The sequence below is a fragment of the Streptomyces sp. CRN 30 genome (assembly GCF_034105845.1).
Genome location: NZ_JAVRHI010000550.1, coordinates 24430 through 39388 on the forward strand (window position 1 = coordinate 24430; position 14959 = coordinate 39388).

At 74.2% G+C, this 14959-nt stretch carries 13 protein-coding genes; 7 read left to right on the top strand and 6 right to left on the bottom strand.

Annotated features, from left to right (window positions below):
• Positions 1 to 405: 405 nt before the first annotated feature.
• The gene (locus UW392_RS63830; protein WP_320784675.1) at positions 406 to 1101 is read right to left on the bottom strand and encodes a response regulator transcription factor; all 696 of its coding nucleotides are present in this window, start codon (positions 1099 to 1101) and stop codon (positions 406 to 408) included.
• Positions 1098 to 2336 (bottom strand): sensor histidine kinase, encoded by a 1239-nt coding sequence (locus UW392_RS63835; RefSeq protein ID WP_320784676.1) that lies wholly within the window; start codon positions 2334 to 2336, stop codon positions 1098 to 1100. Before UW392_RS63835 ends, UW392_RS63830 begins: the two co-directional genes overlap by 4 nt.
• Before the next feature lie 576 nt (positions 2337 to 2912).
• Here UW392_RS63835 and UW392_RS63840 point away from each other — a divergent pair.
• From UW392_RS63840 to mug, 3 genes are all read left to right on the top strand, one after another.
• On the top strand, positions 2913 to 3392 hold the full coding sequence (locus UW392_RS63840; protein WP_320784677.1) for a hypothetical protein: 480 nt from the start codon (positions 2913 to 2915) through the stop codon (positions 3390 to 3392).
• Positions 3393 to 3455: 63 nt separating this feature from the next.
• Complete coding sequence (purB, locus tag UW392_RS63845) at positions 3456 to 4898, top strand: adenylosuccinate lyase (protein WP_320784678.1); 1443 nt, start codon at positions 3456 to 3458, stop codon at positions 4896 to 4898.
• Entirely contained in the window at positions 4895 to 5458 is a 564-nt protein-coding gene (gene mug, locus UW392_RS63850) for a G/U mismatch-specific DNA glycosylase (protein ID WP_320784688.1), read from the top strand. Before purB ends, mug begins: the two co-directional genes overlap by 4 nt.
• A 4-nt stretch (positions 5459 to 5462) precedes the next feature.
• On the opposite strand, the gene UW392_RS63855 is transcribed toward mug, so the two are convergent.
• Positions 5463 to 5906 carry a hypothetical protein gene (locus UW392_RS63855; RefSeq protein WP_320784679.1) on the bottom strand — a complete coding sequence of 148 codons (444 nt, stop codon included), beginning with the start codon at positions 5904 to 5906 and terminating at the stop codon, positions 5463 to 5465.
• 135 nt (positions 5907 to 6041) lie between these two features.
• Here UW392_RS63855 and UW392_RS63860 point away from each other — a divergent pair, with 135 nt between their 5' ends.
• A complete protein-coding gene (locus UW392_RS63860; RefSeq protein ID WP_320784680.1) occupies positions 6042 to 7202 on the top strand; it encodes an ROK family transcriptional regulator in 1161 nt (386 codons plus the stop codon).
• 33 nt (positions 7203 to 7235) lie between these two features.
• On the opposite strand, the gene UW392_RS63865 is transcribed toward UW392_RS63860, so the two are convergent.
• The gene (locus tag UW392_RS63865; protein ID WP_320784681.1) at positions 7236 to 8006 is read right to left on the bottom strand and encodes a GntR family transcriptional regulator; all 771 of its coding nucleotides are present in this window, start codon (positions 8004 to 8006) and stop codon (positions 7236 to 7238) included.
• Between the two features lie 317 nt (positions 8007 to 8323).
• Between UW392_RS63865 and UW392_RS63870 the strand changes: the two genes are divergently transcribed.
• The 3 genes from UW392_RS63870 (at position 8324) to UW392_RS63880 (ending at position 13348) form a co-directional block, all read left to right on the top strand.
• A complete protein-coding gene (locus UW392_RS63870; RefSeq protein WP_320784682.1) occupies positions 8324 to 9922 on the top strand; it encodes an alkaline phosphatase D family protein in 1599 nt (532 codons plus the stop codon).
• Between the two features lie 182 nt (positions 9923 to 10104).
• Complete coding sequence (locus tag UW392_RS63875) at positions 10105 to 11517, top strand: GNAT family N-acetyltransferase (RefSeq protein ID WP_320784683.1); 1413 nt, start codon at positions 10105 to 10107, stop codon at positions 11515 to 11517.
• A 136-nt stretch (positions 11518 to 11653) separates the two neighbouring features.
• Positions 11654 to 13348 carry a DUF885 domain-containing protein gene (locus UW392_RS63880; protein WP_320784684.1) on the top strand — a complete coding sequence of 565 codons (1695 nt, stop codon included), beginning with the start codon at positions 11654 to 11656 and terminating at the stop codon, positions 13346 to 13348.
• A gap of 76 nt (positions 13349 to 13424) precedes the next feature.
• On the opposite strand, the gene UW392_RS63885 is transcribed toward UW392_RS63880, so the two are convergent.
• Both UW392_RS63885 and UW392_RS63890 read right to left on the bottom strand, forming a co-directional pair.
• Positions 13425 to 14270: an SDR family oxidoreductase gene (locus tag UW392_RS63885; protein WP_320784685.1), complete on the bottom strand. Its 846-nt coding sequence runs from the start codon at positions 14268 to 14270 to the stop codon at positions 13425 to 13427.
• Positions 14271 to 14337: 67 nt separating this feature from the next.
• The coding region (locus UW392_RS63890; protein WP_320784686.1) for an SbcC/MukB-like Walker B domain-containing protein at positions 14338 to 14959 on the bottom strand (622 nt) is incomplete at its 5' end.

Sequence of the window (14959 nt, forward strand, 5' to 3'; positions counted from 1 at the left end):
GCGACGGGGTACAGAGTGCGGAGGCGGCTGCGCGCCGGGCGTCATACCCGGGAGCCATCGTGGACCTCATACCGGGGTAGGGGGTGGGGCGTCGCGGGCGCCCGCCGGCATCCCGGCGCGGTGTCCGTGAAGCGGAGGCCGACCAGCGTTCCGCGGACGGGTTCGCTCACGGCGCCCCGCAGGGCGACGGCGCCCCCGTTCCCCGCCGTGCGGCCGCTCCGGGCGGTCCCGGCGCGAACGGAGCCGCACCGGCACCGGGCCGTGCTCGAGGAGGAGCCCGCCCACTTGTCCACGAGGGCGTCGAACAGGGGCCGCCCCCGTCATGTCCTCCGCGGTCCCGCCGTACTGCGGAAGGGCCGTCGGCCCCCACGTCCGGCACCTCCGGGACGCGCTTCCGGCTGACCGCTACGGCACGCTCTCGCCCTGTTCGCCCGGGGACACCAGCCCCGACTCGTACGCGAGGACCACCGCCTGGGCACGGTCGCGCAGGTGGAGCTTGGTCAGGACACGGCTCACGTGTGTCTTCACCGTCTGTTCGGCCAGCACGAGGATCTCGGCGATCTCCGTGTTGGACCGGCCTCGGGCGACCAGGGTCAGGACCTCGGTCTCGCGTTCCGTCAGGCCCTTGAGGCGCAGCGCGGGCTTGCCCCGGGCGGCGGCGGGCCGCTGCCGGGCGAAGTCCGCGATCAGACGACGCGTCACGGAGGGGGCGAGCAGCGCCTCGCCCGCGGCCACGACCCGTACCGCCGCGATGAGGTCGGCCGGCGGCGCGTCCTTCAGCAGGAAGCCGCTGGCGCCCGCCCGCAGCGCCTCGTACACGTAGTCGTCGACGTCGAACGTGGTGAGCATCAGCACCCGCGGCCGGTGGGTGACGCCCGGCGGGGGCGTGAGCAGACGGCGCGCGGCCTCCAGCCCGTCCATCTCGGGCATCCGTACGTCCATCAGCACCACGTCCGGATGGGTGCGCCGGCTCAGTGCGACGCCCTGTGCGCCGTCGGGGGCCTCGCCCACCACGTCGATGTCGCTCTGCGCGGCGAGCAGCGCGGCGAAGCCGGCCCGCACCATGGCCTGGTCGTCGACGATGATGACACGCGTCGTCACAGGAAGTCCTCCGCATCGAGGGGAAGTCGAGCGGCGACACGGTATCCGCCGTCCGGCAGCGGGCCCGCCTCGAGGGTGCCGCCGACGAGCCGTACCCGCTCGCGCATGCCGACGAGGCCGTGCCCGGTGCCGCCCGCTTCGAGCGGCCCGGCGGGGGGCCGGGGCGGCGGGCCGTTGACGACCAGGACGGTGAGCCGGCTTCCGCCCTGACCGTCGGCGGGTTCCGGCACCGACAGCGACACCCGCGTCGCGGCTCCCGGTGCGTGCCGTACGACGTTCGCGAGGGCTTCCTGGACGATCCGGTACGCCGAGAGCCCGACCGCCTCGGGCACCTGAGCCGCGCAGGGGTCGAACTCCACCGGCCCGCCCGTCCTCGACGTCGCCTCCACCAGTTGACCGACCTGCGCCAGGCCCGGCTGGGGCACGAGCTCGCCGTGCGCCTCCTCGCTGCGCAGCACACCCAGCAGGCGGCGCATCTCGCCGAGCGACTCACGCGCCGTCGCCGCGATGGACGTGAACTCCTCCTGCACGTCGGGGGGCAGCGTCCGGAGACGGTATCCGGCGGTGTCCGCCTGCACCGTGATGACGGACATGTGGTGCGCCACCACGTCGTGCAGCTCGCGCGCGATGCGGGCACGTTCCTCCAGCAGCGTCCGCCGCGCGCGCTCGGCCTCGCTGATCGTCTCCTGCTCGGCCAGCCTGCGCTGCGCCTCGTACCGCTCGCGCAGCGCACCGCCGAGCAGCAGCGCGACGCCGCCCAGGATGGTGAGCAGGGTGCCGTTGCTGCTCGGCCCGTCGGGGGCGGCGAACACCAGGCCGACGTTCACGACCGCCGTCGCGAACCACACCCACAGCAGCGTCCGGCGCCGCTCGCGCAGGCCGAGGGCGAGACAGAGGCCGACGTATCCGACGAGCTGCATCGGCGGGTACGGCCACAGCAGCCGCTCCTCGTGGTCGACGGTGAGCAGGACGAGCGCGCCGGCCACGTCCGCGGCGAACACCACGTACCAGGACCGCAGCGGACGGACGACGGCGAGCGGCAGCGGCGCGGTCTGCGCGACGGCCAGCGCGCTCGCGATGCCGGCGTGCAGGCCGTAGTCGGCGGTGAGGACCACAAGGGTGGTGGGCAGCAGGGAGACACTCAGCACGAACGCCACGGCCCACGGCAGCATCCGCACCCACCGCCGCGAGGCCTCCGCGAACAGTGCGCGCGGGCGTTCCGCCACCGAGGTCATGAGCCTCACCTTCGTCTGTGCGACGCGTCGGGGTCAGCCGACGTGTGTTCATCAGAGGAACGTGACGTAACGGTACTCAGCGGTCGAGCCGCCGGGGAGCCGGCCGGGTCCCGCGCGCCTGATGCGGAGCCGCTGCCGTGCCGGTGGCCGGCAGGGGACTCCTGACTCGGCCGGGACGAGCGGGGCGGCCCGGGAGACACAGCCGACCCGGAACGGCACATCCGCCCGTCCCCCTCCTTCTCCTCCGCGTTCACGGAGGAGGAGATCGAAGATCGGGGAGACGGTCGGCGGCTGGGCGTCGCACCCGGTGGACGGACCGGAGTCGATACCCCGACAGGGAAGGGTCCACCACGGCCGGCCCCCGGCGACGGGCCCGACGACGCAGGCTGGGTCACCGTCCGGGGACGGCCGCCCGGCGAAACCGCCGGAGCCGCTGCCGTACGAGTTGCCGGCGGCCGGTGAGGGACCGACCTCGGCGTAGGTTGTCGCCCCTTCAACGAGGGAACACCCAGGGGGTCGGCCGCCCGCACCGGGCCGGCCGACGGCCGCGCCGCGTCGTTCTGCCGGGAGAGTGCCATGACCGTCCGTGTCTGCTCGCTGATCACCAACGGTCCGCAGCTCATAGCTCCGGGCGCCTACGCGGTGGTCCGCTTCCCCTTCGGGGACGCCGAGTCGTACGACCGGTACAACATGCACCCGGCGACCCAGCCGGACGGCCACGTCGTCACCGACGCGAAGCGCGACGACCGGGCGGGGCTGATCTGGCCGGCCGCGGACGGCTGGGGCACCCTGACCGCGATGATCCAGTGGGAGGCGGGCCGCTACACGGAGCTGCGGGACCAGTTCGTCCGCGACCCGCTGGGCCTCACCGACGACCCGGTGAACACCACCGCCACCGACCACCGGCCGCCGAGCCCCGGCATGCAGTGCTTCACCAAGCACCACGAGATGTTCGTGCACCCCGGGGTGCCGGTGGCCCTGCGCGTCTCCCACAACGACGGCGCACCGCGTCGGCTGGTCCTCGCGGAGCTCAAGCTGGCCGTCCACCCGACGTGAGCCGTCCGCCCGACGTGGGACACCCGGCCGCAGGGCCCGGGCGCGCGGGTAAACTTCCTGCTCGTGACTTCTGCGCCTGCCAAGCCCCGCATCCCGAACGTCCTCGCCGGACGCTACGCCTCCGCCGAGCTCGCCACGCTCTGGTCCCCCGAGCACAAGGTGCGGCTGGAGCGGCAGCTCTGGCTGGCCGTGCTGCGGGCCCAGAAGGACCTCGGCATCGACGTGCCCGACGCGGCGCTCGCCGACTACGAGCGGGTGCTCGACCAGGTCGACCTGGCCTCGATCGCCGAGCGCGAGAAGGTCACCCGGCACGACGTGAAGGCGCGGATCGAGGAGTTCAACGACCTCGCCGGGCACGAGCACGTGCACAAGGGCATGACCTCCCGCGACCTCACCGAGAACGTGGAACAGCTGCAGATCCGGCTCTCGCTGGAGCTGGTGCGCGACCGTACGGTGGCCGTGCTGGCGCGCCTGGGCAAGCTGGCCGGCGAGTACGGCGAGCTGGTCATGGCCGGGCGTTCGCACAACGTGGCCGCGCAGGCCACCACCCTCGGCAAGCGCTTCGCCACCGCCGCCGACGAGCTGCTGGTCGCCTACGGCCGGGTGGAGGAGCTCCTCGGCCGCTACCCGCTGCGCGGCGTCAAGGGCCCGGTCGGCACCGCGCAGGACATGCTGGACCTGCTCGGCGGGGACGCGTCGAAGCTCGCGGAGCTGGAGAACCGTATCGCCGGGCACCTCGGCTTCGGACAGGCGTTCACCTCGGTCGGCCAGGTCTACCCGCGCTCGCTGGACTACGAGGTCGTGACCGCGCTGGTGCAGCTGGCCGCGGCGCCCTCCTCGCTGGCGAAGACGATCCGGCTGATGGCCGGGCACGAGCTGGTCACCGAGGGCTTCAAGCCGGGCCAGGTCGGCTCCTCCGCGATGCCGCACAAGATGAACACCCGCTCCTGCGAGCGCGTCAACGGCCTCATGGTGATCCTGCGCGGGTACGCGTCGATGACCGGCGAGCTGGCGGGCGACCAGTGGAACGAGGGCGACGTGTCCTGCTCGGTGGTGCGCCGGGTGGCGCTGCCGGACGCGTTCTTCGCGCTGGACGGCCTGCTGGAGACCTTCCTGACGGTGCTCGACGAGTTCGGCGCCTTCCCCGCCGTGGTCGCCCGTGAGCTGGACCGCTACCTGCCGTTCCTCGCCACCACCAAGGTGCTGATGGGCGCGGTGCGCGCGGGCGTCGGGCGCGAGGTCGCGCACGAGGCCATCAAGGAGCACGCCGTCGCCTCCGCCCTCGCCATGCGCGAGCAGGGCGCCGAGCGCAACGAGCTGCTCGACAAGCTGGCCGCGGACGAGCGCATCCCGCTGGACCGCGAGCGGCTGGACGCGCTGATGGCCGACAAGCTGTCGTTCACGGGTGCCGCCGCCGACCAGGTGGCCACGGTCGTCGGCCGGATCGAGGAGATCGTGAAGCAGCGTCCCGAGGCCGCGGGGTACACCCCGGGGGCGATCCTCTGACGCGCTTCACCCCCGAGGAGCTGGAGGCCGCCCGCGACCGTCTCGTACCGGACGTCGTCGCGGACGGACTCCGCGTCCTGTTCTGCGGCATCAACCCCGGTCTGATGACGGCCGCGTCCGGCCACCACTTCGCCCGCCCCGGCAACCGCTTCTGGCCGGTGCTGCACCTGTCCGGGTTCACGCCCCGGCGGTTGCAGCCGTCGGAGCAGCAGGAGCTGCTGTCGTACGGGCTGGGCATCACCAACGTGGTGGCGCGGGCCACCGCCCGGGCCGACGAGCTGACCGCCGCGGAGTACGCCGAGGGCGGGCGCCTGCTCACCGCCAAGGTGGCGCGGCTGCGGCCGCGTTGGCTGGCCGTGGTGGGCGTCACGGCGTACCGGGCGGCGTTCGACGACCGCAAGGCACGGGTGGGCCCGCAGGAGCGGACCATCGGGGACACCCGGGTGTGGGTGCTGCCCAACCCCAGCGGGCTGAACGCGCATTGGACGGCCGAGACGATGGCGGAGGAGTTCGCCCGGCTGCGGGTGGCCGCGGAAGCTGACGAGACTCCCGGGGCGTAGCCGGTCACGGCGGCTCCGTCTCCGTCACGAGCGCGAGCAGCTGGAACGGCAGCTCCTTGTCCCACTGGGAGACGCCCAGCGCCACCCAGCGCCCGTGGCCGGCCTCCCTCCACAGGTGCACGTCCGGCACGTGCGAGGCGAGCACGCCCCAGGGCTCGGGTACGTCCTCGCCCTCCATGGACCGCACGAGGACGCTCCACAGGCTGAACACGTCCGGGGCGCCCCAGCGCTCGGCCAGCCGCTCCGACAGGGCGTCACGCTCCGCCTCGTACTGCGCGGCGACCGCCTCCCGCTCCGTGCCGTCGTCCTCCCAGAAGTCCGTGCTGGTCCGTAACTCGGCGACGTGGTGGCCCGGACCCGCGGTGCCGGCCTCCCACCGGCCGTGCTCCGTGGGGAAGTCGGCGGAGCACAGCCGGTCGATGACGGCGAGGTGCTGTGCGATGTCCATGCGTCCCAGTAAAGCGGGCACCACTGACAACCGGCCGAGGGCCGGTGGGCGGCTCACGCTCCCCCGGGGCCTCGCCGGTCCCCGCCGTGCCGAGTACGATCCGGCCAACACGCGCACGAGCTGGGAGGACGGACGGTGGGGCGGCTGACCGGCGGGGATCCCTCGCTGCTGCGGAGAATCAACTCCGCGGTGGTGCTGCACGCGCTGCGTGCCACGGACTGCGCGACGCTCACCGAGATCACGCGCGTGACCGGGCTGTCCCGGCCGACGGTCGAGGGTGTGGTCGAGGGGCTGGTGGGGACGGGACTCGTCGTCGAGACGGCGGCCGAGGAGGGCGCGGCCCGCAGACAGGGGCGGCCCGCGCGCCGGTTCCGGTTCCGGGCGGAGGCCGGCCATCTGCTGGGGCTGGACATCGGCGCGCACCGGGTGACGGCGCTCCTGTCCGACCTGGACGGGCGGGTGCTCGGCACGCTGTCCAAGGACGTCACCGAGACCGCCGCGGCGGAGGTGCGGCTGGACCGGCTGCGGTCGGCGGTCGCCGAGTTGCTGCGCCGCGCGGGCGTGGCCCGTGGCTCCCTGCGCGCGGTCGGCGTGGGCAGTCCCGGGATCGTCCGGGCGGACGGCACGGTGCGGCTGGGGACGGCGCTGCCCGGGTGGACGGGGCTGCGGCTGGGCGAGCGGCTGAGCCGTTCCTTCCGCTGCCCGGTGATCGTGGAGAACGACGCCAACGCGGCGGCGGTCGCCGAGCACTGGAAGGGCACGGCCACCGGCTGCGACGACATGGTGTTCGTGCTCGCGGGGCTGAGCCCGGGCGCCGGTTCACTGATCGGCGGGCGGCTGCACCGCGGGTACGGGGGCGCGGCCGGGGAGATCGGCGCGCTGCACCTGCTGGGCCGTGAGGCCACTCCGGAGGCGCTGCTGTCGACGACGGACGAGCCGCTGCCTCCGCTCGACGAGCAGGCCGTGGCCGGGGTGTTCGCCGACGCCCGGCGGGGCGAGAGGCGGGCCCGCGCGGCCGTGGACCGCTTCGTCCGGCGGCTCGTGCACGACGTGGCGGCGCTCGTGCTGGCCCTCGACCCCGAACTGGTCGTCATCGGCGGCCGGTCGACCGGACTGGACGACGTACTGGAGCCGCTGCGGCACGAGCTGGCGCGCTACTGTCTGCGGCCGCCCCGGGTGACGCTGTCGACGCTGGGCGAGGCGGCCGTGGCCACGGGAGCGCTGCGGCTCGCGCTGGACCACGTCGAGGAGGAGCTGTTCGCGGTGGAGAGCACGGTGACGGCGCGGCGGCGCTGAGCCCGGGTCACGGGCCGTGCCGCGCCTGTGAACTCAGGAGACCTCGTCCTCCGTACCGTGGTGGATCTCGACGCCGCCCGAGTCGCCGAACGTCAGCCGGCAGGTGTCGGCGCGGTAGGTGGCGACGGAGACCGCCGCGGTGCGCCCCTCGGCGAAGAAGCGGGTCGTGACCACCAGGACGGGCGCACCGGGCAGCCGGTCGAGCTCCCGGGCGTCCTCCACGCGGGCCGAGCCGAGCTCCACCGCGCGGTCCTGCCCCTCGAGCCCCAGGTGCTGGAGTTCGCGGAGCACGGCACGCGCGCGGGCGGCGCCCGAGGGCGCGTCCGGGAAGGGCGGTTCGGGGAGCGCCGGCAACGAAGCCCGCGGGACGTACAGCAGTTCGGCGGCGACGGGCTGGCCCTGGCTCACCCGGGAGCGGCGCACCGTGTGCACCTGCTCGTCCCGGGCGGTGCCCAGCAGGCCGGCCACCGCGTTCGGCGGGGGCGCGGTCGCGCAGCCCGCGGGCTGCCAGGCGTCGTCGGCCGCACCCGGCCACACGTGCTCCTCGCTGCCCACGGCCACCCCCATGCGGGGCGGTGCGACGGTGGTGCCGACGCCGCGGCGGCGCTGCAGCCGGCCCTCCAGTTCGAGCTGCTCCAGCGCCTGGCGGAGGGTGGCGCGGGCGACGCCGAAGCGGGCCGCGAGGTCCCGTTCGTTGGGCAGGATCTCCCCCACCGAGAACTCGGAGTCCAGTGCCTCACTGAGCACGGTCTTCAGATGCCAGTACTTGGGCTCCGGCACCGTTTCGAGCTGCGTGGTCCCCACCCTGTCCTCCGCGATCGCCGTGGCCGGCGGCGTTTTGGCGCCCTTGTTTATTAAAGGTTGTTGCACTTCTCTGCGACCATAGGACGGCCCCCACCCTTGGTCAAGACCAATCCTCCACCGCACAGAGTTCCGACGACGGCGGTGCGACGCGGTGTTCACACGGTGTTCGTACCGGTGGCCGGAATCGCGCGGGGGCCGCACGTCCACGGGTTCCCTCCCGCCCCGAGCCGCCTGTTCACTCGTGGTTTCCGTGCGCGCCGCAGTGCGCCAGTAGGTGTGGCGGTGTACATCGGCCGAACCGTCCTGGAGGCGCATCCATGTCACACCGTCCGACGGGCCAGCTGCCCGGCCGCCGCAGCGTGCTGCGCGGTTCCCTCGCCGCGTCGGCGGCGCTGGCCCTGCCCGCCGGCGCGCTGGGCACGGCCCCCGCCTTCGCCCGCTCGGGGCGCCCCACCGCGGCGTGGGGGGTGCAGAGCGGGGACGTGAGTGCCCACTCCGGCCTGGTCTGGGTGCGCTCCGACCGGCCCGCCCGGATGATCGTCGAGACCTCCGCCACCGAGTCCTTCCGCAATCCGCGCCGGTGGCGCGGCCCGCTGCTCGGCTCCGGCACCGACTTCACCGGGACGACCCGGCTGCACGGGCTCCCGGCGGGCGAGCGGATCCATTACCGGGTGCTGCTCGCGGACCCGGACGACCCGCGCCGCACCGGCGAGCCGGTGACCGGCACCTTCCGCACCTCGCCCGTGAAGCGGCGCTCGGGGGTGCGGTTCGTGTGGTCCGGGGACATGGCCGGCCAGGGCTGGGGCATCAACCCGGACATCGGCGGCTACCGCATCTTCGACGCGATGGGGAAGCTGGACCCGGACTTCTTCCTGTTCAGCGGCGACACCATCTACGCCGACGGGCCGATATCCGCGACGGCGGCCCTGCCCGACGGCGGTGTGTACCGCAACATCACCACCGAGGAGAAGGCGAAGGTCGCCGAGACGCTCGCCGAGTTCCGCGGCAACTTCCGCTACAACCTGCTCGACGAGCGCATGCGGGAGTTCAACGCGCACGTGCCGTCGATCGTGCAGTGGGACGACCACGAGGTGCGCAACAACTGGTACCCGGGCCAGGTGATCGCGGACTCGGACACCCGGTACACCGTCAAGAGCGTCGACGTCCTGGCCCGGCGGGCCGAGCGAGCGTTCAGCGAGTACTTCCCCGTCTCCACGCTGCGGCCGGGCGCCCGCGAGGGCCGGATGCACCGGGTGCTGCGGCACGGCCCGCTCCTCGACGTCTTCGTCCTGGACATGCGCACGTACCGGAACGCCAATTCGCCCGGCACCGGGAGGACCGACCCGCAGGGCATCCTCGGCGCCGAGCAGCTGGCGTGGCTGAAGCGCGAGCTGTCGCGGTCGCGCGCGGTGTGGAAGGTGATCGCCTCCGACATGCCGCTCGGGCTGGTGGTGCCCGACACGACCGAGGGTGCGCAGAACATCGAGGCCGTCGCGCAGGGCGACCCGGGCGCGCCGCTCGGCCGGGAGCTGCAGATCGCCGAGCTGCTGCGGTACGTCAAGCACCGCCGGATCACCGGCACGGTGTGGCTGACCGCCGACGTGCACCACACCTCGGCGCAGCACTACCAGCCGTCGCGGGCCGCGTTCGGCGACTTCGAGCCGTTCTGGGAGTTCGTCTCCGGGCCGCTCAACGCCGGCGCGTTCCCGGCGAGCGCGCTGGACGCCACGTTCGGGCCCGAGCGGGTCTTCGTGAAGGCTCCGACCACGTCCAACGTCTCGCCCGCCGAGGGCTACCAGTTCTTCGGCGAGGTCGACATCGACGGCGACAGCGGGGAGCTCACGGTACGGCTGCGGGAGCAGGACGGGAGCGTGCTGTTCACCAAGGTGCTGCGGCCCGGCCTGGTCGGGCAGTGACCGGGCGGTCCCGGCGCGCGTCTGACGTACCCTCATGGAAGAGCCGTGCCGCGCACCGGAGTCATCCCCCGGTGCGCGGCACCTGCGCCGTTCAAAACGCAACAAAGGGTGCGTAGCACTGCTTAACCCATCGGTCACAGGGCGTTCGTGATCACGCAACACCGCTCCTCCACAGTGGCTGCATGACTGTAGAGATGTCCCGAGTGACGCGGGCGAGGAACGGCCGCCCGGTGCACCACTGGCGGCGGGCCGTGGTCGGGCTCGCCGCGCTGTTCACGGCGGTGGCCGTGGCCGACACCGTGGCCGGCCGGACCGGGCACGGACCCGGCGGTACGGCGCTGCTGCTGGTCCCGGCGGCGGTCCTCGTCGCCACGGCCGGTTTCCACACCTGGTGGGCACGGCGCCACGGTCACGCACCCCCGGTGGACGATACGGGCGGTACCGACGGGCCCGACGGCCCCGCGGAGGAGACGCCCACCGGGGCGACCGCGCTGTGGCGGATGCGCACGACGGTGCGGGACGAGCCGGGCTCACTGGCCGCCCTGTGCACGGCGCTGGCCCGGCACGAGGTGGACATCCTCAGCCTCCAGACGCATCCGCTGGCCGAGGGCACGGTGGACGAGTTCCTGCTGCGGTCGCCTCAGGAGCTGGCCACCTCCCGGATCACCCGCGCGGTCGCCCAGGCGGGCGGCAGCGACACCTGGATCGAGCGGGCCGACGCCCACGACCTCGTGGACGTACCGGCCAGGGTGCTGGGCCTCGCCACGCGCACGGCCCTGGACACGGCCGAACTCCCCCTCGCCCTGCGCCAGCTGCTCGGCCGCTGCGCCATCCGTTCACTGCCCGCCCCGGCCGCGGGCCGGGCACCGGAGGGCGCCCCGGTCGAGGGGGCGCTGGAGGACACGGTGCTGCGGCTGCGGGCGCCGGAGGGCGGGGTGATCGAGGTGGAGCGGGCGTACCTGCCGTTCACGCCGACGGAGTTCGCCCGGGCGCGGGCGCTGGTCGAGCTGGACGCACGGCTGGGCCCGCGGATCCCGCGCGGCCAGGACGTGCTGACGCTGCCCGAGGGCCCGGACATCAGCGTGCGGCGCGCCGGACCGGAGGACCTGGAGGCGGCGAGGGCGATGCACACGCGGTGCTCGCCGGGCACCCTCCGTCTGCGCTACCACGGGCCGCTGGCCGATGCCGACCGCTACCTGAACCACCTGCTCAGCCCCCGTTTCGGCCGGACCCTCGCCGTGGAGACCGCCGCGGGCCGGATCGTCGGCCTCGGCCACCTCCTGTGGGACGGCGACGAGACGGAGGTCGCGCTGCTGGTCGAGGACGCGTGGCAGCGACGCGGCATCGGCCGTGAGCTGCTCGGCCGGCTGGTGGCCATGGCGGCCGAGGCGGGCTGCGGACACGTGTACGCCGTCACCCAGTCCTCCAACACGGGCATGGTCGCCGCGATGCGCGGCCTGGGCCTGCCCCTCGACTACCAGATCGAGGAGGGCACCCTCGTCGTCACGGCCCGCCTGGAGGGGACGCCGGTGACTCCCCCGCTGCCGTACGGACAGGCACGGCACGGGCACGAGGAGCTCACGCACGACTGGTGACGGAACCCGTCCCTTCCGCGGGCGACGCCGCCGCCCGGGGCCGGCACGTCACGCCCTGGGCGAAATCCGGCTGATCGGGGCCCGGCCCGCCGTGATCGGGCTGACGGGGCGGCCGTCCGCGTACCAGGATGGCCGCATGTCACAGATCACGAGCAGCCCGTTGCCCCGCGAGGTCGCCGACGCCTACGTCGACGAGCTCATCGCCCTCGACCCGGTGACCGGCACCTACCTCGGTGTGAAGGAGAGTTCGAGCAGGCTGCCCGACACCTCGCCCGCGGGCCAGGAGGCCGTGGCGGAGCTGGCGCGGACGACGCTCGCCAAGCTCGACGAGGCGGAACGCCGGCCCGGCGCGGACAGCGACGCCGAGCGCCGTTGCGCGCGCCTGCTGCGGGAGCGGCTCACCGCCGAACTGGCCGTGCACGACGCGGAGGAGGGCCTGCGCGCGGTCGGCAACATGAGCACGCCGCCGCACGAGGTGCGCGAGATCTTCACCGTGACGCCGGCCGACACGGAGGAGGACTGGGCGGCGATCGCCGAGCGGCTGCGGGCGGTGCCGGCCGCGCTGGCGGGTTACCGCGAGTCCCTCGCCCTCGGTCTGGAGCGCAAGCTGTACGCGGCCCCCCGTCCGACGGCTACCTTCGTCGAGCAGCTCACCGAGTGGGCGGACGTGGACGGTGCGGGCCGCGGCTGGTTCGAGGACTTCGCGTCGGCGGGCCCCGACACGCTCCGTACGGAACTGGACGGGGCCGCCCGCACGGCGACCGCGGCCGTCGTGGAGCTGCGGGACTGGATGCGCGACGTGTACGCGCCGGCGATCGAGGACGCGCCGGACGTGGTGGGCCGCGAGCGCTACGCCCGCTTCGCCCGCTACTTCAACGGCACGGACCTGGACCTGGACGAGGCGTACGCGTACGGCTGGTCCGAGTTCCACCGTCTCCTCGCCGAGATGCGGGCGGAGGCCGAGAAGATCCTGCCGGGCGCCCGGACGCCGTGGGTGGCGCTCGCCCACCTGGACGAGCACGGCCGGCACATCGAGGGCGTCGACGAGGTCCGCGACTGGCTGCAGAGGCTGATGGACGAGGCCATCGAGGCGCTGGACGGCACCCACTTCGAACTCGCCGAGCGGGTGCGGAAGGTGGAGTCGCGCATCGCCCCGCCGGGCGGCGCCGCGGCCCCGTACTACACGGGCCCGTCGGAGGACTTCTCCCGCCCGGGCCGCACCTGGCTGCCGACGATGGGACTGACCCGCTTCCCGGTGTACGACCTGGTGTCGACCTGGTACCACGAGGGCGTCCCCGGCCACCACTTGCAGCTCGCGCAGTGGGTGCACGTCGCGGCGGACCTCTCGCGCTACCAGGCCACCGTCGGCATGGTCAGCGCCAACGCCGAGGGCTGGGCCCTGTACGCGGAGCGGCTCATGGACGAGCTGGGCTTCCTGCGGGACGCGGAGGAGCGGCTCGGCTACCTGGACGCGCAGATGATGCGCGCCGCCCGCGTCATCGTCGACATCGGCATGCACCTGGAGCTGGACATCCCGGCGGACTCCCCGTTCCACCCGGGCGAGCGGTGGACGCCGGAGCTGGCGCAGGAGTTCTTCGGCGCGCACAGCAGCCGCCCGGCGGACTTCGTGGAGAGCGAGCTGACCCGCTACCTGACCATCCCGGGCCAGGCCATCGGCTACAAGCTGGGCGAGCGCGCCTGGCTGCTCGGCCGCGAGAAGGCCCGCGAGCGGCACGGTGACGCCTTCGACGCGAAGGCCTGGCACATGGCGGCGCTGTCGCAGGGGTCGCTCGGCCTGGACGACCTGGTGGACGAGTTGTCCCAGCTCTGACCGGTCGCGTCCGGTGGCACGGGGCGGCGGGCCGGTGCTCCCGGCCCGCCGCACGGCGGTCCAGCCGCTCAGCCGCTCAGCGCCGGAAGCCGCCCTCCGAGTCGACGACCTGCCCGGTCACCCACTCCGCCTCGTCCGTGGCGAGCCAGGCGATGAGGCGGGCGGGATCGTCCGGCATGCCCCAGCGGCCCGCCGGGAACCGGGCGGCGATCTCCTCGTACGCCTCACCGTCCATGTAGTCGGTGTCCACCGGGCCGGGGTTGACGGTGTTCACGGTGACGGCGAGATCGGCGAGCGTCGTCGCCAGCGAGCGGGTGACCGAGGCGAGGGCGCCCTTCTGCAGGGCGTACGCGAGCTCGCCGGGCATACCGCCGGCGATGTCCTGCCCGGAGGTCATCATCACCACGCGCCCGCCCGGGGTACGGGGCGGGAGGACGGCCCGCAGCCGCGCGTACGCCTGCACCAGCAGGAGCACCGACCGCGTGTCCACCGCCCAGTGCGCGTCGAGCATCGCGGCGTCGACCGTGCCGAGGGTGCCGTCGGAGCCCGAGAGGGCGTGGTTGGCGACGAGGATGTCGAGCCGCCCGCCGAGCGCGTCCGCGGCCGTCGCGATCAGCTCGGCCGGCGCGGCGGGGTCGGACAGGTCACCGGGTCCGTGGGTCACGCGCGCGTCCGGGTCGCCGAGCGCCTCGCGCACTCCGGCGGCGACGTCCTCCGGGCGGTCGGCGCCCCAGGGCAGTGCGGCGTCGTGCGGCACGTGGTGGTGCAGGTGGACGCTCGCGCCGTACGCGGCGAGGCGGCGGGCCACGGCGTACCCGATGCCGCCGCGCCGGCTCGCCCCGGTGACGAGGGCGGTGCGGCCGCGCAGGGGCAGCGGGTCCCGGCGCAGGTCTTCGGGGGCGGGGTGCGGGAGTCGGGGCATGGCAGCCATGATGGGCGGGGCGGGCGCACGGCGCACGTGAGTATTCCGCGCGCGGGCTTGCGCCTGCTCAGCCGGCGCCCCGCTGCCGTACCGTCGACCCGGACCGGCCCTTCACGACCTCCAGTTGCGCGTGCACGCGGCGCCGCAGGTCCGGGACGTGGCTGACGATGCCCACGCTGCGGTCCCGCTCGCGCAGGGAGTCCAGCACGTCCAGGACCTCGTCGAGCGTCTGGTCGTCGAGGCTGCCGAAGCCCTCGTCGATGAAGAGGGTGTCGAGGCGGACGCCGCCCGCCTCGTCGGTGACCACGTCCGCGAGGCCGAGGGCGAGGGCGAGGGAGGCGAAGAACGTCTCGCCGCCGGAGAGTGTCGCCGTGTCGCGCTCGCGTCCGGTCCAGGCGTCGACGACGTGCAGTCCGAGCCCGCTGCGGCCCCGGCCCGAGCGGTCGTCGGAGTGGACGAGGGTGTAACGCCCGGAGGACATGCGCCGCAGCCGGGCGGTCGCCGCCGCGGCCACCTGTTCCAGGCGGGCGGCGAGCACGTACGCCTCCAGGCGCATCCGGCGTTCGTTGTCCGCGGAGGTGCCCGCGGCGAGCCCGGCCATGCGGGCGACGCGGTCGTACGCGGTACGGAGCGGCGCGAGGCGGCGCACGGAGGCGGCCGCGCGCGCGGACAGCCGGTCCAGCTCGGCG

Bases quoted from the DNA above. Each gene is read 5' to 3' on its own strand.
- UW392_RS63835 (WP_320784676.1), bottom strand. From the start codon at position 2,336: ATGACCTCGGTGGCGGAACGCCCGCGCGCACTGTTCGCGGAGGCCTCG.
- UW392_RS63840 (WP_320784677.1), top strand. From the start codon at position 2,913: ATGACCGTCCGTGTCTGCTCGCTGATCACCAACGGTCCGCAGCTCATA.
- UW392_RS63855 (WP_320784679.1), bottom strand. From the start codon at position 5,906: ATGGACATCGCACAGCACCTCGCCGTCATCGACCGGCTGTGCTCCGCC.
- UW392_RS63870 (WP_320784682.1), top strand. From the start codon at position 8,324: ATGTCACACCGTCCGACGGGCCAGCTGCCCGGCCGCCGCAGCGTGCTG.
- UW392_RS63875 (WP_320784683.1), top strand. From the start codon at position 10,105: ATGACTGTAGAGATGTCCCGAGTGACGCGGGCGAGGAACGGCCGCCCG.
- UW392_RS63880 (WP_320784684.1), top strand. From the start codon at position 11,654: ATGTCACAGATCACGAGCAGCCCGTTGCCCCGCGAGGTCGCCGACGCC.
- UW392_RS63885 (WP_320784685.1), bottom strand. From the start codon at position 14,270: ATGCCCCGACTCCCGCACCCCGCCCCCGAAGACCTGCGCCGGGACCCG.